This window comes from Mesorhizobium sp. WSM2561 (assembly GCF_000513915.1).
Lineage (GTDB): Bacteria > Pseudomonadota > Alphaproteobacteria > Rhizobiales > Rhizobiaceae > Mesorhizobium > Mesorhizobium muleiense.
Genome location: NZ_AZUX01000019.1, coordinates 49,747 through 72,135, shown reverse-complemented (window position 1 = coordinate 72,135; position 22,389 = coordinate 49,747). Strand labels below are relative to the sequence as shown.

Annotated in this window: 20 protein-coding genes; 19 read left to right on the top strand and 1 reads right to left on the bottom strand. The window is 64.2% G+C overall.

The window, feature by feature from the left end:
• Positions 1–2: 2 nt before the first annotated feature.
• Positions 3–287 carry a type II toxin-antitoxin system ParD family antitoxin gene (locus M727_RS0117725; RefSeq protein ID WP_027153799.1) on the top strand — a complete coding sequence of 95 codons (285 nt, stop codon included), beginning with the start codon at positions 3–5 and terminating at the stop codon, positions 285–287.
• Positions 284–577: a type II toxin-antitoxin system RelE/ParE family toxin gene (locus M727_RS0117720; protein WP_027153798.1), complete on the top strand. Its 294-nt coding sequence runs from the start codon at positions 284–286 to the stop codon at positions 575–577. Before M727_RS0117725 ends, M727_RS0117720 begins: the two co-directional genes overlap by 4 nt.
• 9 nt (positions 578–586) lie before the next feature.
• Here the strand turns inward: M727_RS0117720 and M727_RS0117715 are convergent, their stop codons facing one another.
• On the bottom strand, positions 587–1,702 hold the full coding sequence (locus tag M727_RS0117715) for a cystathionine gamma-lyase (protein WP_027153797.1): 1,116 nt from the start codon (positions 1,700–1,702) through the stop codon (positions 587–589).
• A gap of 406 nt (positions 1,703–2,108) precedes the next feature.
• Between M727_RS0117715 and mraZ the strand changes: the two genes are divergently transcribed.
• The 17 genes from mraZ to lpxC all read left to right on the top strand — a co-directional run bounded on the left by mraZ (position 2,109) and on the right by lpxC (position 22,225).
• Entirely contained in the window at positions 2,109–2,567 is a 459-nt protein-coding gene (mraZ, locus tag M727_RS0117710; protein ID WP_023798730.1) for a division/cell wall cluster transcriptional repressor MraZ, read from the top strand.
• Entirely contained in the window at positions 2,564–3,595 is a 1,032-nt protein-coding gene (gene rsmH, locus M727_RS0117705) for a 16S rRNA (cytosine(1402)-N(4))-methyltransferase RsmH (protein WP_027153796.1), read from the top strand. The genes mraZ and rsmH overlap by 4 nt, the downstream gene beginning before the upstream one ends.
• Positions 3,596–3,599: 4 nt before the next feature.
• On the top strand, positions 3,600–3,992 hold the full coding sequence (locus tag M727_RS0117700) for a hypothetical protein (protein WP_027153795.1): 393 nt from the start codon (positions 3,600–3,602) through the stop codon (positions 3,990–3,992).
• On the top strand, positions 3,989–5,716 hold the full coding sequence (locus M727_RS0117695; RefSeq protein ID WP_245268691.1) for a penicillin-binding protein 2: 1,728 nt from the start codon (positions 3,989–3,991) through the stop codon (positions 5,714–5,716). Before M727_RS0117700 ends, M727_RS0117695 begins: the two co-directional genes overlap by 4 nt.
• A 54-nt stretch (positions 5,717–5,770) precedes the next feature.
• The gene (locus tag M727_RS0117690) at positions 5,771–7,222 is read left to right on the top strand and encodes a UDP-N-acetylmuramoyl-L-alanyl-D-glutamate--2,6-diaminopimelate ligase (protein ID WP_027153793.1); all 1,452 of its coding nucleotides are present in this window, start codon (positions 5,771–5,773) and stop codon (positions 7,220–7,222) included.
• Entirely contained in the window at positions 7,219–8,652 is a 1,434-nt protein-coding gene (locus M727_RS0117685; protein WP_027153792.1) for a UDP-N-acetylmuramoylalanyl-D-glutamyl-2,6-diaminopimelate--D-alanyl-D-alanine ligase, read from the top strand. Before M727_RS0117690 ends, M727_RS0117685 begins: the two co-directional genes overlap by 4 nt.
• 24 nt (positions 8,653–8,676) lie before the next feature.
• Positions 8,677–9,759 carry a phospho-N-acetylmuramoyl-pentapeptide-transferase gene (gene mraY, locus M727_RS0117680; RefSeq protein WP_023798736.1) on the top strand — a complete coding sequence of 361 codons (1,083 nt, stop codon included), beginning with the start codon at positions 8,677–8,679 and terminating at the stop codon, positions 9,757–9,759.
• A gap of 8 nt (positions 9,760–9,767) precedes the next feature.
• Positions 9,768–11,171, top strand: a complete 1,404-nt coding sequence (murD, locus tag M727_RS0117675; protein ID WP_027153791.1) for a UDP-N-acetylmuramoyl-L-alanine--D-glutamate ligase — start codon at positions 9,768–9,770, stop codon at positions 11,169–11,171.
• The gene (ftsW, locus tag M727_RS0117670) at positions 11,171–12,322 is read left to right on the top strand and encodes a putative lipid II flippase FtsW (protein WP_027153790.1); all 1,152 of its coding nucleotides are present in this window, start codon (positions 11,171–11,173) and stop codon (positions 12,320–12,322) included. Before murD ends, ftsW begins: the two co-directional genes overlap by 1 nt.
• A gap of 1 nt (position 12,323) precedes the next feature.
• Positions 12,324–13,451 (top strand): undecaprenyldiphospho-muramoylpentapeptide beta-N-acetylglucosaminyltransferase, encoded by a 1,128-nt coding sequence (gene murG, locus M727_RS0117665; RefSeq protein ID WP_027153789.1) that lies wholly within the window; start codon positions 12,324–12,326, stop codon positions 13,449–13,451.
• Positions 13,448–14,854 carry a UDP-N-acetylmuramate--L-alanine ligase gene (gene murC / locus M727_RS0117660; RefSeq protein ID WP_027153788.1) on the top strand — a complete coding sequence of 469 codons (1,407 nt, stop codon included), beginning with the start codon at positions 13,448–13,450 and terminating at the stop codon, positions 14,852–14,854. The genes murG and murC overlap by 4 nt, the downstream gene beginning before the upstream one ends.
• Positions 14,851–15,816 carry a UDP-N-acetylmuramate dehydrogenase gene (murB, locus tag M727_RS0117655; RefSeq protein WP_027153787.1) on the top strand — a complete coding sequence of 322 codons (966 nt, stop codon included), beginning with the start codon at positions 14,851–14,853 and terminating at the stop codon, positions 15,814–15,816. The genes murC and murB overlap by 4 nt, the downstream gene beginning before the upstream one ends.
• Before the next feature lie 303 nt (positions 15,817–16,119).
• Entirely contained in the window at positions 16,120–17,046 is a 927-nt protein-coding gene (locus M727_RS0117650) for a D-alanine--D-alanine ligase (protein ID WP_023798742.1), read from the top strand.
• Positions 17,034–17,975 carry a cell division protein FtsQ/DivIB gene (locus tag M727_RS0117645; RefSeq protein WP_027153786.1) on the top strand — a complete coding sequence of 314 codons (942 nt, stop codon included), beginning with the start codon at positions 17,034–17,036 and terminating at the stop codon, positions 17,973–17,975. The genes M727_RS0117650 and M727_RS0117645 overlap by 13 nt, the downstream gene beginning before the upstream one ends.
• Positions 17,972–19,279 (top strand): cell division protein FtsA, encoded by a 1,308-nt coding sequence (gene ftsA, locus M727_RS0117640; RefSeq protein ID WP_023798744.1) that lies wholly within the window; start codon positions 17,972–17,974, stop codon positions 19,277–19,279. Before M727_RS0117645 ends, ftsA begins: the two co-directional genes overlap by 4 nt.
• Before the next feature lie 66 nt (positions 19,280–19,345).
• Positions 19,346–21,004 (top strand): cell division protein FtsZ, encoded by a 1,659-nt coding sequence (gene ftsZ / locus M727_RS0117635; protein WP_027153785.1) that lies wholly within the window; start codon positions 19,346–19,348, stop codon positions 21,002–21,004.
• Between the two features lie 273 nt (positions 21,005–21,277).
• Positions 21,278–22,225 (top strand): UDP-3-O-acyl-N-acetylglucosamine deacetylase, encoded by a 948-nt coding sequence (gene lpxC / locus M727_RS0117630; RefSeq protein ID WP_027153784.1) that lies wholly within the window; start codon positions 21,278–21,280, stop codon positions 22,223–22,225.
• Positions 22,226–22,389 lie beyond the last annotated feature (164 nt).

Sequence of the window (22,389 nt, the reverse complement as noted above, 5' to 3'; positions counted from 1 at the left end):
CCATGGGTCAGGTCGACAAACGCAGCATCACGCTTTCGCCGGAATTGGCGGCGGCGGTCGACGATGTGGTCGCCGCCGGCGAATATGCTTCGGCGAGTGAGGTGATCCGCGACGCACTCAGGCAATGGAAGGACCGCCGTGACTTGCACGGCTACACGGTCGAGGAGTTGCGCAAGCTGGTGCAGGAGGGGATCGACAGCGGTCCGGCGCTGGACGGGCCGCCAATCATGGAACGACTGCGCGCCAAATATCTGAAAATGGCCGAGGCCAAAGGCCTTGAGGAGTGAAATACCGCCTGCTTCCCCAGGCAGTAATCGACCTCGAACGTATCGGCGACTACATTGCCGAACACAATCCTGATGCGGCGATCCGCCTCGTGAATATCCTGGAGAGGCGTTGGGATTTGTTGACCCTGCATCCTTTCTCGGGCGCGCCGCGCGAAGACATTGCGCCCGGCATCCGCCATCTGGTCGTCGGCGAATACCTCACCTTGTACCGTGTCGGCGAGGATGCAGTCGAGATCCTGCGTGTGCTGCATGGCCGGCGCAATATCGAAGCCGACGATCTGGCTTCGTGATCGGTTCGGTCAACCGTCGACGCCGTCCAGTGACGCCTCGATCGCCTGCCAAAGCGCTTCCACCGGCTCGCAGCCGACCGACAGGCGAACAAAGCCGGGCGGCACCGCATCACCCCAGCGGGCGCGCCGCTCGGCCGAAGAGTGGACGCCGCCGAAGGAGGTCGCCGGCTGGATCAGGGCGCAGGCGCCGATGAACGCTTCGGCCCTGGCTTCACTGCCCAGGTCGAGGCCGACAAGGAAGCCGAAACGCTCCATCTGGGTGGTCGCCAGATTGTGCGAAGGGTCATCCTCCAGTCCAGGAAAGCGGACGGATTTCACGGCCCGATGATTTGTCAGGCGTCGGGCGATCAGTTCGGCCGATTTGCACATGCGGTCGAAGCGGACTTCCAGCGTCTCGAGGCCTCGATGGACCAGCCAGGCTTCGAATGGTCCGGGGATCGAGCCCGACAGTTTGCGCCACTCGCGGATGGCGGTGATGATGCCGGCGTCACGGCTGGCGACATGGCCGAACAGCGCGTCGGAATGGCCATTGGGCGCTTTTGTGTCAGCAGCAACGACGATATCGGCGCCGAGGTCGAGCGGGCGCTGACCGTAAGGCGTCATCGTGGTGTTGTCGGCGACGACCAGCGCGCCGGCCTCGTGCGCAAGGCGCGCCACGCCGGCCAGGTCGCAAATGTCCAGCCCAGGATTGGATGGGGTCTCGACGAACACCAGCCGGTAGCCGGAAAAACCGCCGTCCACAAAGGACTTGGTCGGTCGTGTGTCGAACGGGAGGTCGAAAGGTTTGAGGAAGCGCTCGGCAAGCAGGCGCGGCGTGTAGTAACCATCGGACGGCAGCAGGATGCGATCGCCTGCCTTGAGCAGCGCGAAGAAGACCGCCGCGATCGCGGCCATGCCCGACGGGAACGCTACGGACGGCGCGTCCTCGAGGTGGCCGAGCATGTCTTCCACCGCTTCCCACGTCGGATTGTCGTAGCGCCCGTACTGGCTGACGCCGGCCGGATTGCCGGGCAGATGGAACGTGGTCGTCATTGTCAGCGGCAGCGAGACCGGATCGCCCTTGGCGAGCTTGACGCCACGCAAATGGGCAAGGGTGGCGGCGCGCGACTTCGCTGTTTCGGACATGGTTTTTCGAACCCTGACTTTGAGGAGAAGGATGCGCAGACGCTATGCCGGGTGACACCGGCAGGCAAGCGCCGAACCGCGCCGGAAAACCGCTCTAAACGCTTCGTTAGGCTTAATGGAGCATAAACACGGGAGTGCCGTCAAAGCTGCCCTCATCGGTTGTGGCGCGCGTTTTGTGAAGCCTGTTCCCGTTGACGCCCATAGTACCCCATGATATCCCATTCAGATATTCAAGCCTTCGTTCCGCGTCAGGGTGAAGCGTACGCCAATCGGGCAGCCGCGGCGGCTGCGCGTTCGCCTGTTTTTGCCTTTTGGAACGAAGTGAGTTTTGGGCAGGGACCGCGCTGTGGCGGCGCGGGCGGGAAGATGCAGAGGGGTGCGGCGGCGCAAGCGGCCGTAACGCGTAATGGACCGGTTTCTGTCAAGCGCGGTGAACAGGATCGATGCGAAGGGGCGGGTGTCCGTTCCAGCGCATTTCCGTGCGGTTGTGCAGAAGCGCGGTTATTCGGAACTCTATGCGCTGCGCTGCCTGGACCGTCCGGCGATGGATGTCGGCGGGCTCGACCTGCTCGACCGCTACGAGCAGCGCATCGCGCAGGAAGACCCCTTCCTGCAGACCTCGGACGACATGTCGTTCTTCTGCCATGGCGATGGAACCTTTCTCAAGCTCGATCAGGACGGCCGCATCTCGATGACCGATTTCATCCGCGAGCATACCGGCATTTCCGCGGAAGTGGCTTTTGTCGGCCGCGGCAATTTCTTTCAGATCTGGGAACCTGGACGGCTCACCGCCTATGGGGCGGAAGCACGCGCCCGGCTTTTGCAGCTTCGGCAGGGGACGAAGCCTGGGGAGCGGCCGGAATGATGGCGGGCTACGGCGATGACCCTCACGCCGTTGGCGGACCGGCCCGTCACATTCCGGTCCTCCTTGCCGAAGTGCTGGAGGCGCTTTCGCCCAAGACGGGCGAGGTGGTCGTCGATGGCACATTCGGCGCCGGCGGCTACTCCAAAGCCATTCTGGCGAGAGGCGCCTCGGTTGTCGCGATCGACCGCGATCCGGATGCGATTGCTGCCGGTCGTGTTCTCGAGCAACAATCGGGCGGCAGGCTCCGGCTTGTTCAGGCGCCGTTCTCGACATTGGACGAGCATGTCGAAAGCGCTGACGGCGTCGTGCTCGACATCGGCATCTCCTCCATGCAGATCGATCAGGCGGAGCGCGGTTTTTCGTTCCGTGCCGACGGACCGCTCGATATGCGCATGGCGCAGGCTGGCCTCAGCGCCGCCGATGTCGTCAACTCTTTCAAGGTGGGCGATCTTGCCCGCATCTTCGGGTTTCTTGGCGAAGAGCGCCATGCCGGCCGCATCGCCCGCATGATTGAAAACCGTCGCGAAAAACATCCGTTCGAGCGCACGCTCGACCTTGCAGACGCCATTGAAACGCATATCGGCCGCGCGCCGAAGGACAAGATCCATCCAGCGACCCGCGTCTTTCAGGCGCTGCGCATATTCGTCAATGACGAACTAGGCGAACTGGCCAAAGCGCTGTTTGCGGCTGAACGCGTGCTGAAACCGGGCGGACGGCTGGCCGTGGTGACGTTCCATTCCCTGGAAGACCGCATCGTCAAGCGCTTCATCGCCGATCGCGCCGATGCGGCGACTGGATCGCGGCACCTGCCCGAGGCGCAGGCGCGCAGCGCCACATTCAAAAAGGTGGGCAGCGGCGTGACGCCCGGTGAGGCCGAGATATCGGCCAATCCGCGGGCACGCTCGGCAAGGCTGCGCGCTGCGATCCGCACCGACGCGCCGCCGCGCGCCGGCGATTTTTCGATTTTCGGTCTTCCAAAACTTCCTGACCCAAAACTTCCCGGTGCCGAGCGGCCGGGAGAGAGGTGAGCACGTGTTTCGTACCAGCGACATAGTCCTTATCGCCGTCATGGTTTCGGCCGCGGCCTTGACCTTCAAGACCAAACGCGAGGCCGAGGAACAATTGGCGGCGGTGCACAAGGTCCAGGCACAGATCCGCTACGAGGAGGACACGATCGATCTCCTGAAGGCGGACTGGAGCCTGCTTACCCAGCCGTCGCGCCTGCAAAAGCTGGCCGAGATCTATAAATCGCAGCTCGAGCTCGAGCCGGTCAGCGCCCGACAGATCATCGGGCTGGACGATCTGCCGGCAAAACCCCTCACCATCGAGGACCTTTCGTCCGAGCGGCTGGGCGGCATGGCCGAGAATTCCGGCAAGGAACCGATGGGCAACGACCCCGTGGTCACCGGAGGCATCGTCCAATGATCGCCAGACTTCCAGTGATCACCAGTCTGCTGACGCGCCGCGCCAAGTCCGGCGACGACGGATCGATTGTGGTCGAAGGCGCCCGCAAGGCGACAGGCGGCAAGGGCAGGACCCGCGTCGTGATGACGATGGCGGTGTTTTTCGGCATCTATCTGACCATCACCGGGCGGCTGGTCTATCTCGGTTTCCAGAACCCCGACCTGTCCGGCGGTCCGCAGAGCCGGGTGACGGCATCGCGGCCCGACATCGTCGACCGCAACGGCGAAGTTCTGGCGACCGACATCAAGACGGCGTCGCTGTTTGCCGAGCCGCGCCGCATTGTCGACGCCGACGAGGCGATCGAAAAACTGGCGACGGTGCTTCCCGAAATCGACTACGAGCAGACCTATCACAAGCTGAAGAGCGGCGCCGGCTTCGTCTGGCTGCAGCGGCAACTGACGCCCAAGCAACAATCTGACATTCTGCAGCTAGGCATTCCCGGCATCGGCTTCCGCACCGAAAAGCGCCGCTTCTACCCGGCCGGCGAAACCTCGTCCTACATTGTCGGCCTCACCAACATCGACAATCAGGGCATCTCCGGCATGGAGAAATACATCGACGAACAGGGGCTGAGCGATCTTCAGGCGTCCGGCCTGGCGGTGGCCAAGGATCTGAAGCCGGTGCAGCTCTCAATCGACCTGCGCGTCCAGCATATCGTGCGTGACGAGGTCGCCACCGGCATGGAAAGATACCGCGCAATCGCGGCGGGCGCCGTCGTTCTCAATGTCAAGACCGGCGAAGTGGTCGCGATGGCCTCGGTTCCGGACTTCGATCCGAACAACCCCTATAATGCGCACGACAAGGACCGCTTGAACCGCATGTCGGCCGGGCTCTACGAGATGGGCTCGACCTTGAAGAGCTTCACCACCGCCATGGCGCTCGATTCGGGCAAAGTGACGCTGGAAAGCCGTTTCGACGCTACGCGCCCGATCAGGATCGGCCGCCAGACCATCCATGATTTTCATGGCAAGGCCCGGGTGCTGTCGGTACCCGAAGTGTTCATCTATTCGTCCAACATCGGTTCGGCCAAGGAAGCCGAAGCGGTCGGCATCGAGGGGCACCGCGAATTCCTGCATCGCCTGGGCATCCTCGAGAGAATGCAGACGGAACTGCCTGAGGTCGCCCGCCCGACCGAGCCAAAGGTCTGGAAACAGGTCCATTCGATCACCATCGCCTTTGGTCACGGTGTGTCGACGACGCCGCTGCAGACGGCGGTCGGCTGTGCCGCGCTGATGAACGGCGGCTATCTGATCCAGCCGACATTCCTGAGACGGGCGCAGGAACATGCGATGTCGGTGGCCAAGAAAGTCGTCAGCGACAAGACCTCCGAGAACATGCGCTATCTCTACGCGCTCAATGCCGAGAAAGGCTCAGGCAGGAACGCCAGGGTCCCAGGTTATCGCGTCGGCGGCAAGACGGGAACGGCCGAGAAGGTTGTCAACGGCCGCTACTCAAAGGACAAGAACTTCAACGCCTTCGTCGCGGCTTTCCCGATGGACGATCCGCAATACATCGTGCTTACCATCGCCGACGAACCGAAGCCGGAAAAACCCGGCATGGGTGCGACGGCCGCCTCGAATGCTGGCGCCATGGCTGCAAACATTATCCGACGTTCGGCTTCCATGCTTGGCGTGAAGCCAGATTTCAGCCATGAAAATGGCGCAACGCTGGTTTCCTATCAGTGATTCTGAGGGCGCGCCGGCAACTGCGCGCTATTTTGTTGCTATGAACGGGGTTCGATGAAGCTGAAAGACCTAGCCGGTATCCTGCCTGTCGAGGGGACAGCTTCCTTCGATACGGAGGTTACCGGGATTTCTTCGGATTCCCGCCAGGTAGGACCAGGCGTGGTCTTCTTCGCGCTCGCTGGCATCAAGACCGATGGCGCGGCCTATGCCGCCGATGCCGCCAAGCGCGGCGCCGCAGCGATCGTGGCCGGCAAGGGCAGCGTCGCCGGACTGCCGGTGCCGGTTTTCGCCGTCGACGATCCGCGCCTGGCGCTGGCACTGAGTGCGGCCCGCTACTTCGGCAGGCAGCCGCAAACCATGGTCGCGGTGACCGGCACCAGCGGCAAGACATCGGTTGCGGCTTTCACCAGGCAAATCTGGGAGCAGTCAGGCTTTGCCGCTGCTTCGATCGGTACAACCGGCGTGGTGGCGCCGCGCCGCAACGAGTACGGCTCGCTGACCACCCCCGACCCGGTCGACCTGCACAGGCTGCTGCGCGAACTGGCGGATGCCGGCGTCACCCACGCATCGATGGAGGCCTCCAGCCATGGTCTCGATCAGCGCCGGCTTGACGGCGTGAAGCTCGCAGCCGGCGGGTTCACCAATCTCGGCCGCGATCACATGGACTATCATCCGACAGTCGAGCACTATCATAGCGCCAAGCTGCGCCTTTTCGACGCGCTGCTGCCGAAGGGCGCGCCGGCCGTCATCTTTGCCGACGATCCCTGGTCGGAGCCGACGATCCAGGCGGCAAGGGCCGCGGGACTGGATGTGCTGACGGTCGGCCGCCACGGCGAGTTCCTGACACTGAAGCGGGTCGAGCACGAGCGCCACCGCCAGCGTGCCGAGGTGGAAGTCGATGGCGTTCTCCACGAGATCGACCTGCCGCTGGCCGGCGATTTCCAGATCGCCAATGCCCTGGTTTCGGCGGGCCTCGCCATTTCTACTGGAACACCTGCCGCCAAAGCCCTGATGGCGTTGGAGAAATTGAAGGGCGCCCCGGGCCGGCTGGACCTTGTTGGCACCACTGCCAACGGTGCGCCGGTCTATGTCGATTACGCGCACAAGCCGGACGCGCTGGAAAACGTGTTGGCGTCGGTGCGGCCGTTCACCACCGGCCGCGTCATCGTCGTGTTCGGCTGTGGCGGCGATCGCGACCGCGGCAAGCGTCCGATCATGGGCGAGATCGCCACGCGGCTCGCCGATGTCGTGATCGTCACCGACGACAATCCGCGCTCGGAAGTGCCCGAAACGATCCGTGCCGCGATTCTTGCCGCTGCACCCGGCGCCATCGAGATCGGCGACCGGCGCAAGGCGATCCACGAGGCAGTCGCCATGCTCCATGCCGGCGATACGCTGATCGTGGCCGGCAAGGGGCATGAGGAAGGCCAGACCGTCGGCGCCGAAACGCTGCATTTTTCCGACCATGAGGAAGTCCGCGCCGCGCTCCAGGAGCACGCCGCATGAGCTTCCTGTGGACGTCAGAGGATCTCGTCGCCGCCATGGGCGGACGACCGCTCGGTCCGATGCCGGAGGGTATCGGTGGCATCTCGATCGACAGCCGCAGCCTTGAGCCGGGCGATGCTTTCTTCGCGATCAAGGGCGAGGCGATGGACGGCCATGATTTCGCGACCGCCGCCATCAAGGCCGGCGCCGGCGTGCTGGTCGTCGCTGAGGGCAAGTTGCCGTCGCTCGGGCGGCTGACGGCGCCGATGATCGTCGTGCAGGACGTCTTGGCCGCGCTGGAAAAGCTGGGGCTGGCCGCGCGCGCGCGCTCGAATGCCAAGATCATCGCGGTGACCGGTTCGGCGGGCAAGACCACCACCAAGGAAGCGCTGCGCCATGTGCTGTCCGTGGTCGGCAAGGTGCACGCATCGGCGCAGTCTTTCAACAACCACTGGGGCGTGCCGCTGACGCTGGCGCGGCTGCCTGTGGATTGCGACTATGCCGTGTTCGAGATCGGCATGAACCATCCCGACGAGGTCCGGCCACTGGCCAGGATGGTCCGGCCGCATGTCGCCATCGTCACGCTGATCGCCGCGGCACATCTCGGCTTCTTCCGCAACCTGGACGAGATCGCCAAGGCCAAGGCCGAGATTTTCGAAGGACTGGAACCGGACGGTGCCGTCCTTCTCAACCGCGACGACCCGCGCTGGAAGCTTCTGGACAAGATGGCGAGAGCCGCCGGCGTCGAGCACATCTACGGCTTTGGCGAGAATGCCCGTGCGACCTTCAAGCTGCTGACATGCGCGCTGCATGCCGATCATTCCGTCATCGCTGCCAAGATCGGCGGTCAGGAGATCACCGCCAGGGTCGGCGCGCCGGGCCGACACATGGTGCAGAATGTGCTGGCTGTGCTGGGCGCCGCGCACCTGGTCGGCGCCGACATCGCCAGGGTGGCGCTGGCGCTGGCCGATCTTTCGGCCGAACGCGGACGCGGCAAGCGCCATGTGCTGCGCCACCCGAAAGGTCCGATCACGCTGATCGACGAGAGCTACAACGCCAATCCGGCGTCGATGAGCGCAGCGATGGCGCTGCTCAACGCGACGCCGGTGTCGGGCGAAGGCAGGCGCATCGCGGTGCTCGGCGACATGCTCGAACTCGGCGACCATTCGGCGAAGCTGCACGCCGCCCTTGCCGATCTCATCGTCGGCACCGACACGCGCACGGTGTTTCTCGCCGGCCCGCAAATGCGGGCGCTGGCCGATATCCTGCCTGATGAGATCGAGACAGAATATCGCGCCGGCGCAGAGGATCTGAAACTGGTGCTTCTGTCGGTGCTGAAGCCGGGCGACGTGGTGATGGTCAAATCGTCGAAAGGCATCGGGTTTTCCAAACTGGTCGACGCACTGCTCAGCAAATTTCCGGCGGCAGCCGCAACCGCCAAACAGACCTAGAGCCAGGTCCAGGGACCGAATCGCATGTTCACACTGCTCGTCGAATTCGCGGACAAGATCTCGGTCTTCAACGTCTTCCGCTACATAACCTTCCGCACCGGCGGCGCGCTGATCACCGCGGCGCTGATCGTCTTCATCTTCGGTCCGGCCATCATCAATTCGCTGAGGCTGCGGCAGGGCAAGGGCCAGCCGATCCGTGCCGACGGGCCGCAGACGCATTTCAAGAAAGCCGGCACGCCGACCATGGGCGGGCTGATGATCCTGTGCGGCATCATCGGCTCGTCGCTGCTGTGGGCGAACCTGTCCAGCATCTATGTCTGGGTGGTGCTGCTGGTGACCCTGGGTTTCGGCTCGATCGGGTTCTACGACGATTATCTCAAGGTGACGAAGCAATCGCATCTCGGCTTTTCCGGCAAGGCGCGGCTGGGGCTTGAATTCGTCATCGCCGGCATCGCCGCCTGGGTGATCATGCACAATGGCCAGGCGCCGTTCTCATCGTCGCTGACCTTCCCCTTCGCCAAGGAGTTCCTCATCAATCTCGGCTGGTTCTTCATCCCGTTCTCGTGCTTCGTCATCGTCGGCGCCGGCAACGCGGTGAACCTGACCGATGGCCTCGACGGCCTTGCGATCGTGCCGATCATGATCGCGGCGGCGTCCTTCGGCGTCATCGCCTACCTGTCCGGCAATGCGGTGTTCGCCGAGTATCTGCAGATCCATTTCGTGCCCGGCACCGGTGAACTGGCGGTGGTCCTCGGCGCAGTGATCGGCGCCGGCCTCGGCTTCCTGTGGTTCAACGCACCGCCGGCGGCGATCTTCATGGGCGATACCGGCTCGCTGGCGCTTGGCGGCCTGATCGGCACGGTTGCGGTTGCCACCAAGCACGAGATCGTGCTGGTCATCGTCGGCGGCCTGTTCGTCGTCGAGATCCTGTCGGTCATCATCCAGGTCGGCTACTTCAAGATGACCGGCAAGCGGGTGTTCCTGATGGCGCCGATCCACCATCATTTCGAAAAGCTCGGCTGGACCGAAAGCCAGGTGGTGATCCGCTTCTGGATCATCGCCGTCATCCTGGCGCTGGTCGGCCTGTCGACCCTCAAGCTGCGATAGGAGGCCGCTTGATCCCCGCCGCATCCTTCGCAGGCAAGCGCGTTTCACTCTTCGGGCTCGGCGGCTCGGGGATCGCCACTGCGCGCGCGTTGATCGAGGGCGGGGCGGAGGTGCTCGCCTGGGACGACAATCCCGGCAGTGTCGCCAATGCCGCGGCCGTCGGTATCGCGACCGGCGACCTGCGTGGCGCCGACTGGGCGAAGTTCTCGGCCTTCGTGCTGTCTCCCGGCGTGCCGCTGACGCATCCGAAGCCGCACTGGACAGTGGAACTGGCGCGCGCTTCAGGCGTCGAGATCATTGGCGACATCGAGCTGTTCTGCCGGCAGCGGACCTTGCTGGCGCCGGCTGCACCCTTCGTCGCCATAACCGGCACCAACGGCAAATCGACGACCACGGCGCTGACGGCGCATATCCTGAAATCGGCCGGACGCGACACGCAGATGGGCGGCAATATCGGCCGCGCGGTGATGACGCTCGATCCGCCGGAACCGGGGCGGCACTATGTCGTGGAATGCTCGTCCTACCAGATAGACCTGGCGCCCTCGATCAATGCGACTGCCGGCGTCCTGCTCAACCTGACGCCCGATCATCTCGACCGTCATGGCACGATGCAGCACTACGCCGCGATCAAGGAGCGGCTGGCGGCCGGCAGCGAAACGGCCATCGTCGGCGTCGACGATTCCTGGTGCGCCCAGCTCGCCGACCGGCTGGAACGGGCAGGCCGGCACGTCATCCGCATTTCGAAGCGCCTGCCGCTGACCGACGGCTATTTCGCCGACGGCACCGATCTGATGGAGGCGGTGCACGGCCGTTACAGCCGGGTCGCCTTTCTCGAAGGCATCGGCTCGCTGCGCGGCCAGCACAATGCGCAGAATGCGCTGGCCGCTCTCGCCGCCTGCCTCAAGGTCGGGCTCGAGCTGGGCGAGATCCAGTCGGGGCTGGAGAGCTTTCCCGGGCTGGCGCACCGTATGGAGCAGGTCGGCCGGAAGGGCCATGTGCTGTTCATCAACGATTCCAAGGCGACCAATGCCGATGCGGCAGCGCCCGCATTGTCCAGCTTTCCGCGCATCTACTGGATCGCCGGCGGGTTGCCGAAAGAGGGTGGCATCGAGCCGTTGCGCGGCCTCTTTCCGCGCATCGCCAAGGCCTATCTGATCGGCGAGGCCGCACCAGCCTTCTCGGCGACGCTCGGCGAGGCGGTGCCCTACGAGATCTCCGGCACTCTGGCGGCAGCAGTCGAGCATGCGGCAAGCGACGCGGCCAGGGACGATGGCAATGGCGAGGTGGTGGTGCTGCTTTCGCCGGCCTGCGCCAGTTTCGACCAGTTCAAGAATTTCGAAGTGCGCGGCGAAGCCTTCAGGCAAGCTGCCAGCACTATTGATGGCGTGAAGCTCATCGGAGGGGCACGATAATGCAAAGCCGTCTCGACAAAAGCCCGGTTGCCACCTGGTGGTGGACGATCGATCGATGGTTCCTGGCCGCGTTCCTGTCGCTGATGGGGCTCGGCATCGTGCTGTCCTTCGCGGCAAGCCCGGCGGTGGCCCAGCGCATCGGCCTGGACAGTTTCCACTTCGCCACAAGGCAGATCATCTTCACCATTCCCGCACTTGGCGTGATGCTGGCCGTCTCCTTCCTGGAATCGCGGCAGATCAGGCGCATGGCCCTGGCGATGCTGTGCATCACGCTGGTGCTGATGGTGGCGGTGCTCTACATCGGCATCGAGGTGAAGGGCGCGCGTCGCTGGGTGTCGCTCGCCGGGGTGTCGCTGCAGCCGTCGGAATTCCTGAAGCCTGCCTTCGTCGTCATCTGCGCCTGGCTGTTTGCCGAACACAAGCGCCAGCCCGACATTCCAGGCAATCTGTTCGCCATGCTGCTGCTGGCCCTCGTCATCTCGCTGCTGGTGGCGCAGCCCGATTTCGGCCAGACCATGCTGGTGCTCGGCACCTGGGGGGTGATGTTCTTCATGGCCGGACTGCCATGGCTGTGGATCATCGCGCTGGGCGCTGTCGGCATCGGCGGCGTGTTTGCCGCCTATACCGTGTTCCCGCATGTCGCCGGCCGCATCGATCGCTTCATGACCGGCGAGGGCGACACGTTCCAGGTCGACATGGGCCGCGATGCGCTGATCAATGGCGGCTGGTTCGGCGTCGGGCCGGGCGAGGGCACCGTCAAGCGGGTGATACCCGACAGCCATGCCGATTTCGTCTACTCGGTGGCCGGCGAGGAGTTCGGACTGATCATGTGCTTCTTCATCATGACCATCTTCGCCTTCATCGTGCTGCGCGGCCTCGGCACCGCGCTCAAGGAGCAGGACGATTTCACACGCTATGCGGTCGGCGGCCTGGTCACGGTCTTCGGTCTGCAGTCGGTCATCAACATGGCCGTCAATCTGCAGCTGATGCCGGCCAAGGGCATGACCTTGCCGTTCATCTCCTATGGCGGCTCTTCGCAGATCGCCATCGCCATCTCGATGGGCATGGTGCTGGCGCTGACGCGCAAGCGGCCGGAGAAGCGCAAGCAATTGGGCTTCGCGCCGTCGCAGCGCGCCATGCCGGCGGAGTGAAATGTCGAGGGGCGCGATCCTTCTGGCGGCCGGCGGCACGGGCGGGCATCTCTTCCCAGCCGAGGCGCTGGCGCACGAGCTGATCAGGCGCGGCTGGACGGTGCATCTCGCCGCCGATGATCGTGCCGAGCGTTTTGCCGGCCAGTTCCCGGCGGCGGGCATCCATCCGATCCAGTCGGCGACCATTGGCTCGAAAAACCCGTTCGCCGTGCTCGCCGCCTTCTGGAAGATCTGGGGCGGCGTGCGGCAGGCATCGGCCGTGATCGGTCGGGTCAAGCCAGCCGTCGTGGTCGGTTTCGGCGGCTATCCGACGCTGCCGCCGCTCTACGCGGCGACGCGGCGCAAGGTGCCGACGCTGATCCACGAGCAGAACGCGGTGATGGGCCGCGCGAACCGGGCGCTCGCCGGCCGTGTCGATGCCATCGCCGGCGGGTTCTTGCCGGAAGATTCAAGCGCTGCAGGCGCCAAGACGGTGACGACCGGCAATCCGGTCAGACCGCAAGTGCTGGAGGCGGCAAAGACGCCCTATGCGGCGTCGACCGGGGAGCAGCGGTTCCGCTTTCTGGTGTTCGGCGGCAGCCAGGGCGCACAGTTCTTTTCCGATGCGGTGCCGGCGGCGGTTCGACAGCTTTCCGATGCACAACGCGGGCGGCTTGATATCACCCAGCAGGCGCGTGCCGACGATGTCGAGCGGGTGAAGGCGGCCTATGCCGCCCTTGGCGTCGAGGCTGAGGTGTCGCCCTTCTTCACCGACATGGCGGCGCGCATGGCTGCGGCGCACCTGGTGATGTCGCGGTCCGGCGCATCGACCGTATCGGAAATCGCGGTGATCGGCCGGCCGGCGCTGCTGGTGCCCTATCCGCATGCGCTCGACCACGACCAGGCGGCCAATGCCGCGGCATTGGCGGCGGCAGGCGGCGCCGAAGTGCATCCGCAATCGACGCTTTCGTCCGAGCGCATCGCCGCGCTGGTCGGAGCGCTGATGGACGATCCGGAGCGGCTGACGACAATGGCAGCGGCGGCGAAATCGGCCGGAAAACCGGACGCGGCACGGTTGCTCGCCGATCTGACAGAGGCTATTGCGTCGAAGAAAAGCGTATCGGAATTCAGGAAGGAGACGCACGTATGAAGATGCCGCAGACGATCGGCCTCGTGCATTTCATCGGCATCGGCGGTATCGGCATGAGCGGCATCGCCGAGGTGCTGCATAATCTCGGCTACCAGGTGCAAGGGTCCGACCAGGCCGACAGCGCCAATGTGCAGCGGCTGCGCGACAAGGGCATCGAGTGCTTTGTCGGTCATCATGCCGACAATATCGGCGATGCCGAAGTGGTCGTGGTCTCGACGGCGATCAAGAAATCCAATCCGGAGCTGAAGGCGGCACGCGAGAAACTGCTTCCCATCGTCCGTCGCGCCGAGATGCTGGCCGAACTGATGCGCTTTCGGCAGGCGGTGGCCATCGGCGGCACGCATGGCAAGACGACGACGACCTCGATGGTGGCGACGCTGCTCGAGGCCGGCGGGCTCGATCCGACCGTGATCAATGGCGGCATCATCAACGCCTACGGCACCAACGCCCGCATGGGCGATGGCGAATGGATGGTGGTGGAGGCCGATGAGAGCGACGGCACGTTCCTGAAGCTGCCGGCCGAGATTGCCGTCGTCACCAACATCGATCCCGAGCATCTCGACCATTACGGCTCCTTCGACAAGGTGCGCGAGGCCTTTCGCCAGTTCGTCGAAAACGTGCCGTTCTACGGCTTCGGCGTCATGTGCACCGACCATCCGGAGGTGCAGGCGCTGGTCAGCCGCATCGAGGACCGGCGCGTCATCACCTATGGCGAGAACGCGCAGGCCGACGTGCGTTTCATCAATCACCGCATGGATGGCCCGACCTCGGAGTTCGACGTGGTGATCCGCGACCGCAAGAGCGGCGGCCAGTCGACGATATCGGGCCTGCGCCTGCCGATGCCCGGCCGTCACAACGTCGCCAATGCGACCGCGGCGATCGCCGTCGCGCATGAGCTCGGCCTTTCGGCCGAGGCGATCAGGAAGGGCCTGTCGTCCTTCGCCGGCGTCAAGCGGCGCTTCACGCGTACCGGTTCGTGGAACGGCATCGATGTGTTCGACGACTACGGCCACCATCCGGTCGAGATCACGGCGGTTCTGAAGGCGGCGCGCGATGCCACCAAGGGCCGCGTCATCGCCATTGCCCAGCCGCACCGCTTCACCCGGCTTCACGACCTGTTCGACGAGTTTTCCGTCTGCTTCAACGATGCCGACACGGTGATGGTGGCACCGGTCTATGCGGCAGGCGAAGAGCCGATCGACGGGGTGACTTCCGAGGCATTGGTGTCGCGCATCCGCTCCGGCGGCCATCGCGACGCGCGCTACATCGAAGGCCCCGCGGCGATTGCGCCGGTTATCCGCGACCTGGCCAAACCAGGCGATTTCATCGTCTTCCTCGGTGCCGGCAACATCACCCAATGGGCCTACGCGCTGCCCAGGGAACTCGGCGGTACTGCCTCATGATGCGTGGCCAGGCATTGATCGACAAGCTTGGCGGCCGGCTTGCCGGCCTGCGCGGCCGCATCACGCCCAATGCCGAGATGGACAAGATCACCTGGTTCCGCGCCGGCGGGCTGGCCGACGCACTGTTCCAGCCGGCCGACGAAGACGATCTCGCTGCGTTCCTGAGAGCAGTGCCCGAAGAGATACCGCTGACCACCGTCGGTATCGGCTCGAACCTGCTTGTCCGTGACGGCGGTATTGCGGGCTTCGTCATCCGGCTTTCGGCCAAGGGCTTTGGCGAAGCCGAAGTGATTGCGCCGACCACAATCAAGGCGGGCGCGGCCACGCCCGACAAACGCCTTGCCGCTGTCGCCTACCAGGCTGGCATAGGCGGCTTGGAGTTCTACCACGGCATTCCGGGCGCCATCGGCGGCGCGCTGAGGATGAATGCCGGCGCCAATGGCGTCGAGACGCGCGAGCGCGTTGTCGCGGTGCGGGCGCTCGACCGCAAGGGCAATGTGCATACGCTGAGCAACGCCGATATGGGCTACGCCTATCGCCATTCGGCAGCACCTGCCGGGCTGATCTTCACATCGGCGGTGTTCGAAGGCGTTGTGGCAGACAAGGCCGCGATCAAGGCGGCAATGGACGCCGTCCAGCATCATCGCGAGACCGTGCAGCCGATCCGCGAAAAGACCGGCGGCTCGACCTTCAAGAATCCGGAGGGCACCTCGGCCTGGAAGGAGATCGACAGGGCGGGCTGTCGGGGGCTGATGATCGGCGGCGCGCAGATGTCGCCGATGCATTGCAACTTCATGATCAACACGGGAACCGCGACCGGCTACGACCTTGAATATCTTGGCGAGACGGTGCGCGCGCGCGTGCTCGAAAGGTCGGGCATCCGGCTGCATTGGGAAATCAAGCGCATCGGCAAATTCCGGCCGGGGCACGAGGTCCAGGAATTCCTCGGACAGTTGCTGTAAGGACTCAACAACACAGTTTTCGCGGCCGTTTTTGCGGAAAGTGAATCTCGCGGAATCGTAAGGACTTGCCAGCGATTCAACTCTCTGATTCTCTGCCCTGAAGCGTTTCCTGATTTGAGTCGTTTCGACGCGTCACCAGCGTTTTTCCGTCAGGGGCAGCCTGCCGGGAAACTCGGGGACTCAATGGTGCAGAAATCATCAGAGCAGGGACTGCTCCGAGCGTTTGAGTGTATGGCCCTTTCCGGGGCGTGTGAGATGCAGACCCGCAGTGAAAGGGCCCGCCGTGATAGGGAATGACGGGAAATGAAAAGCAAGCACGTGGCCGTCCTTCTGGGTGGATTCTCGTCCGAGCGGCCCGTGTCCTTGTCTTCGGGGAAAGCCTGTGCCGATGCGCTCGAGACGGAAGGCTACCAGGTCACTCGCGTCGACGTCTCGCGCGATGTTGGATCGGTGCTGGCTGAGCTCAAGCCTGATGTTGCCTTCAATGCGCTGCATGGTCCTTTCGGCGAGGACGGCACCATCCAGGGCATCCTCGAATATCTTGCCATCCCCTACACCCATTCCGGCGTGCTCGCCTCGGCGCTTGCCATGAACAAGGAGCAAGCCAAGAAGATCGCCAAGTCTGTCGGCATTCCGGTCGCCGAATCGAAGGTGGTCAATCGCTTCGCCATCCAGAACAAGCACCCGATGAAGCCGCCCTACGTCGTCAAGCCGGTCAATGAGGGGTCGAGCTTCGGTGTCGTCATCGTGCACGAAGGGCAGTCGCATCCGCCGCAGGTCATCGGTTCGTCCGACTGGAAGTATGGCGATACCGTCATGGCGGAGCGCTATGTGCACGGGCGGGAGTTGACCTGTGCGGTGATGGGCGATGTGGCGCTTGGCGTCTGCGAGATCATCCCGACCGGCCATTCCTTCTACGACTATGATTCAAAATACGTCGCGGGCGGATCAAAACACGAATGCCCTGCAAAAATTTCACCGAATATTTACCAAAAAATACAGACACTGACGCTCAGGGCTCACCAAGCCATCGGCTGCCGGGGCGTTTCCCGGTCGGACTTCCGTTATGATGATCGACACTCCGAGAACGGCGAAATTGTCTGGCTCGAGGTCAACACTCAGCCCGGCATGACGCCGACATCCTTGGTGCCTGAGATCGCCGCGCAGGCGGGACACTCGTTCGGCGATTTGTTGAGTTGGATGGTGGAGGACGCTTCGTGTCTGCGTTGAGGTGGGGACAGGGCAAGGTGAAGGGCGCGGCCGGGCCGACGCTGTTCGGTGTGGCGTTGTCGTTCGACCATTTCGTCCTGCCGCGCCTGCTTCGCCGGCCGGCGCGCATGCTCGCGCGTCTGGGCGAGGACGACTTCGAGGTGCCGCCGTTTTCCGCAGCCGTGCTGTCGGCGGCGCTGCTCGTATCGGGCAGTGCCTATGGCGCCTATCTCGGCGGGCATGTCGACGCTATCGTCCAGGGCATCACCGCCCGCACCGGCTTTGCCGTCGACCAGATCAAGGTCGTCGGCAACCGCGCAACCTCCGAGATCGATATTCTCGACAGGATGCAGCTCGACGGCTGGACGTCGCTGATCGGCTTCGATGCCGAAGCCGCGCGGGAACGCATCGCCACGCTGCCCTGGGTCGAGGTTGCGGCGGTGCGCAAGGTCTATCCGCACACGCTGGAGGTGCGCATCGAGGAGCGTGAGCCCTTCGCGCTCTGGCAGCAGGGCAGCGAGCTTTCGGTCATCGAGCGCTCCGGCGCCGTGATCGCGCCATTCTCCGGCGGCAAGCAGTCGCTGCTGCCGCTGATCGTCGGCACCGGCGCCCCGGCCAAGGCGCCGGATTTCCTGGCCAGGATCAAGAAATACCCAGAGCTTGCCGCACGGATCAAAGGCTACATCCGCATCGGCGAACGGCGTTGGGACCTGAAGCTGGAAAACGGCATCACGGTCAAGCTCCCCGAGGATGGCGAGGACCAGGCGATCGCCGATCTGCTCAGGATGGACCGAGAGAACGGGCTTTTGACCCGCGATATCGCCGCCGTCGACATGCGCCTTTCCGATCGCCTCGTCGTCCAGTTGACGCCGGAGGCGGCGACGCAGCGTCAGGCCGCGCTCAATGAAAAGCCGAAAATGCCGAAGCGCAAGCCGGAGACGAAGATATGAGCTGGCTTGGCGGCAACAGCGATGCCTCGTCGCGCCGGTCCGGCATCATGACGGTGCTGGATGTCGGCTCGAGCAAGGTCTGCTGCGTGGTGGCCAAGCTCAAGCCGCGCGAGGACGGCATGCTGCTGCGCGGACGCTCGCATCGCATCCAGGTGATCGGCATCGGCCACCAGAAATCGCAAGGCGTGAAGTCGGGTGTCGTCATCGATCTCGACAGGGCCGAGCACGCCATCCGCCTTGCCGTCGATGCCGCCGAGCGCATGGCCGGGCTGACCGTCGATTCGCTGATCGTCAACATGACGGCCGGCCGGCTGAAGAGCGAGAGCTTCTCGGCAACCATCAACCTTGGCGGCCATGAGGCCGACGAGGCCGACATCAAGCGCGTGCTTGCCGCCGGCGCCAAGCAGGCGCTGCGGGCCGAGCGCGAAGTGATCCATTCGCTTCCCGTCGGCTTTTCGCTGGACGCCGAGCGCGGCGTGCGTGATCCGCGCGGCATGGTCGGCGACCAGCTCGGCGTCGACATGCACGTGCTGACGGGTGACGCGGCACCGTTGCGCAATCTGGAGCTTTGCATCAACCGTTCGCACCTGTCGGTCGAGCGCATGGTGGCGACGCCCTATGCCAGCGGTCTTGCCGCACTGGTCGACGACGAACTCGAGATGGGCGCAGCCTGCATCGACATGGGCGGCGGCACCACGACGATCTCGATGTTTTCGGAAGGCAAGTTCGTTCATGGCGACGCCATCGCCATCGGCGGCAACCACGTCACGCTGGACATGGCCAAGGGCCTGTCAACCTCGCTCGATGCCGCCGAGAGGCTGAAAGTGATGCATGGCTCGGCGCTGCCCGGCAGTGCCGACGACCGCGACCTGGTCTCGATACAGCCGATCGGCGAGGACGGCGAGGTGCCGCTTCAGATCCCGCGTTCGGTGATGACGCGCATCATCCGGGCGCGCATCGACGAAACGCTCGAACTGTTGCGCGACCGGCTGAACAGGTCCGGCTACGGCAACGCGGCCGGCAAGCGCGTCGTGCTGACCGGCGGCGCCAGCCAGCTTTCCGGCCTGCCCGAGGCAGCGCGCCGCATTCTCGGACGCAATGTGCGCATCGGCCGTCCGCTCGGTGTAGCGGGCCTGCCGGAGGCGGCCAAGGGGCCGGCTTTCTCGACGCCGGTCGGGCTTCTGATCTACCCGCAGATGGCGAATTTCGAGAGCCATCCGGCGAAAGGAATTTCTGGTCTCAGGATGACCGGAACAGGCGGAAAACTGCATCGAATGAGTCAGTGGTTGAGAGACAGTTTTTAAATTGACGGGGACAGCCCCATAGGCGGCCGCAGCGGCGAAGCGGCGGGAAGGCAAAGGACGGAGACAATGACCATCAATCTGCAAAAGCCGGACATCACCGAGCTGAAGCCGCGTATCACCGTGTTCGGTGTCGGCGGCGGCGGCGGCAATGCCGTCAACAACATGATCACCGCCGGCTTGCGCGGCGTCGAGTTCGTGGTGGCCAATACCGATGCGCAGGCGCTGACCATGTCCAAGGCGGATCGTCTGATCCAGCTCGGCGCGCATGTCACCGAGGGCCTGGGTGCGGGGTCGCAGCCGGAAGTCGGACGCGCCGCGGCCGAGGAATGCATCGACGAGATCGTCGATCATCTCTCCAACACCCATATGTGCTTCGTCACTGCCGGCATGGGCGGCGGCACCGGCACGGGGGCCGCGCCGGTCGTTGCACGTGCCGCGCGCGAGAAGGGGATTCTCACCGTCGGCGTCGTCACCAAGCCGTTCCATTTCGAAGGCCAGCGACGCATGAAGACGGCGGATCTGGGTATCGAGGAATTGCAGAAATGCGTCGATACCCTCATCGTCATCCCCAACCAGAACCTGTTCCGGCTGGCCAATGACAAGACGACCTTTGCCGACGCTTTCGCCATGGCCGACCAGGTGCTCTATTCCGGCGTCGCCTGCATCACCGACCTGATGGTCAAGGAAGGGCTGATCAACCTCGACTTTGCCGACGTCCGCTCGGTCATGCGCGAGATGGGCAAGGCGATGATGGGGACGGGCGAAGCTTCCGGCGAGGGGCGCGCCATGGCCGCCGCCGAAGCCGCGATCGCCAATCCGCTGCTCGACGAGACCTCGATGAAGGGCGCCAAGGGGCTGTTGATCTCGATCACCGGCGGCCGCGACCTGACCCTGTTCGAAGTCGACGAGGCGGCGACCCGAATTCGCGAGGAGGTCGACCAGGAAGCCAACATCATCCTGGGTGCGACCTTCGACGAGGATCTCGAAGGCGTCATCCGCGTCTCGGTGGTTGCCACCGGCATCGACAAATCGGCAGCAGAAATCGCTGCCGCGCCGATCGCCATCCGCACGGCTCCGCCAAAGCCGGTCAGCCGCCCGGCCGCTCCGGTCACGGAAAGCCGTCCGGCGCCTGTCCAGCAGGGGGGCTACGAGCCGCGCGCCGCCGATCCTGTCGCCGAGGCAATCCAGCTCGCCGAGGCGAATGCGGCGGCGATGGCGCGTCCCGCGCCGGCGCCACATGCGGAAGATTTCCGCCCGCAGAGCAAGATCTTCCAGGCGCCGCCGGCCCAGCCGCAGCCGATGCTGCAGCCAATGGTTCAGCAAGCGATGCAGCCCGCGCCGCAACGTGAAGTGCTTCAGCCGGCAGCGCCCCAGCGCATGCCGCGCGTCGAGGACTTTCCGCCGGTGGTGAAAGCCGAGGTGGAAGCCAAAAGCCGTCCGGCCGACCACGAGAACAGCGGACCGATGGGACTGCTCAAGCGCCTGACCAACGGCCTTACCCGTCGCGAAGAAGAGCCTGCACGGCTGCAGCCGGCGCAGCCGCGCGAGCCGAAACTGCGCCAGGCGGCACCCGAAGTGCGCCGCCTTGCCAGCCAGGATCCGCAGCTTTACGCGCCACGCCGCGGCCAGTTGGACGACCAGGGCCGGCTGACGCCGCAGAGCAGGGCTGTCCAGGAAGACGATCAGCTGGAGATTCCGGCATTCCTGCGCCGCCAGGCCAACTAACCTGTTAACGGACCGTAACAGTTGTTAACAGGCAGACAAGAAATTGTTTGCCTGTTAACGCTAAAAGTGCCTGTAAAACAAGGAGTTATGAGACCGTATCCGGTTCGGATCGCGGTTACAGAGAGTAAGAAACCGTGATTTGGAGACTTTCTGCCGGACCACTATCTTCGCCGCGATCAATTTCGGTTTGCTGGGATTCGGGGAAGTGGCCCTGCCTGCCGATCAAAGAGCCGCGCCCTTGGGCTTATGAAGCGGACGTAGGCAGTATGGGCTATGGGGTTTGTTTTGCACGACTATCAGACGACACTTAGATCGCGTGCGACGCTGACGGGCACCGGCGTTCACAGCGGCAATTCCGTTACCGTTCGTTTCCTGCCGGCAGACGCTGATACGGGTGTCGTGTTCCAGCTTTCGAATGGAAGCGAAGTCCGGGAGTTCCGCGCACTGGTTTCCGAGGTCGGCGCCACCGATCTGTGCACCATGCTCGGCGATCCGGCAGGCGAGCACATCGCCACAGTCGAACATCTGATGGCCACGGTTTTCGGGCTCGGCATCGACAATGTCGTCATCGAGATCGACGGCCGTGAGGTTCCGATCCTCGACGGCAGCGCCATTGCGTTCGTGGAGGCTATCGACCAGGCGGGCATCGATACGCTGCCGATCAAGCGCCGCTACATCAGGGTGGTCAAGCCGGTTCGCATCGAGAACGGTGCCTCCTGGGCGGAGTTCAGGCCCTATGACGGCACGCGCTTCGAAATCGAGATCGATTTCGAAAGCCCGGCGATCGGCCGTCAGCTGTTCGCATCCGACATGAACGCCGACATTTTTCGCCGCGATATCGCGCGGGCCCGTACCTTTGGTTTCATGAAGGACGTCGAGCGGCTGTGGGCAGCCGGCTATGCGCTCGGCTCCTCGCTGGAAAACTCCCTGGTGATCGGCGACGACAACCGCGTGATCAACATCGGAGGCTTGCGCTATCCCAACGAATTCGTGCGCCACAAGACGATGGACGCCATGGGCGATCTGGCGCTGGCCGGCGCCCGGTTCATTGGCTGCTTCCGTTCCTATCGCGGCGGCCACAGGCTGAATGCGGCAGCGCTGCGCCGCCTTTTGTCGGACCGTTCGGCGTTCGAGATCGTCGAGACGACACGCCGCGAGCGCGGTCGCACCGTCGAAAAGAGCGCCGTCTATGCACCTGTCTACGCGCCCTGGATGATCTGATTCTTAACGTTTTTCGGGTTTTATGGCCGCCGGCCTGTGTTGCATGAATGCACCATCGGCCGGCGAAATCACGCAAGTGTGCGGGCTGCGCCAGGCTGCCACAAAAATGTGCGAATGGCCGGAGATAGCGTTGCCGGGCCCGGCGATTATGGTTATGCCTGCTG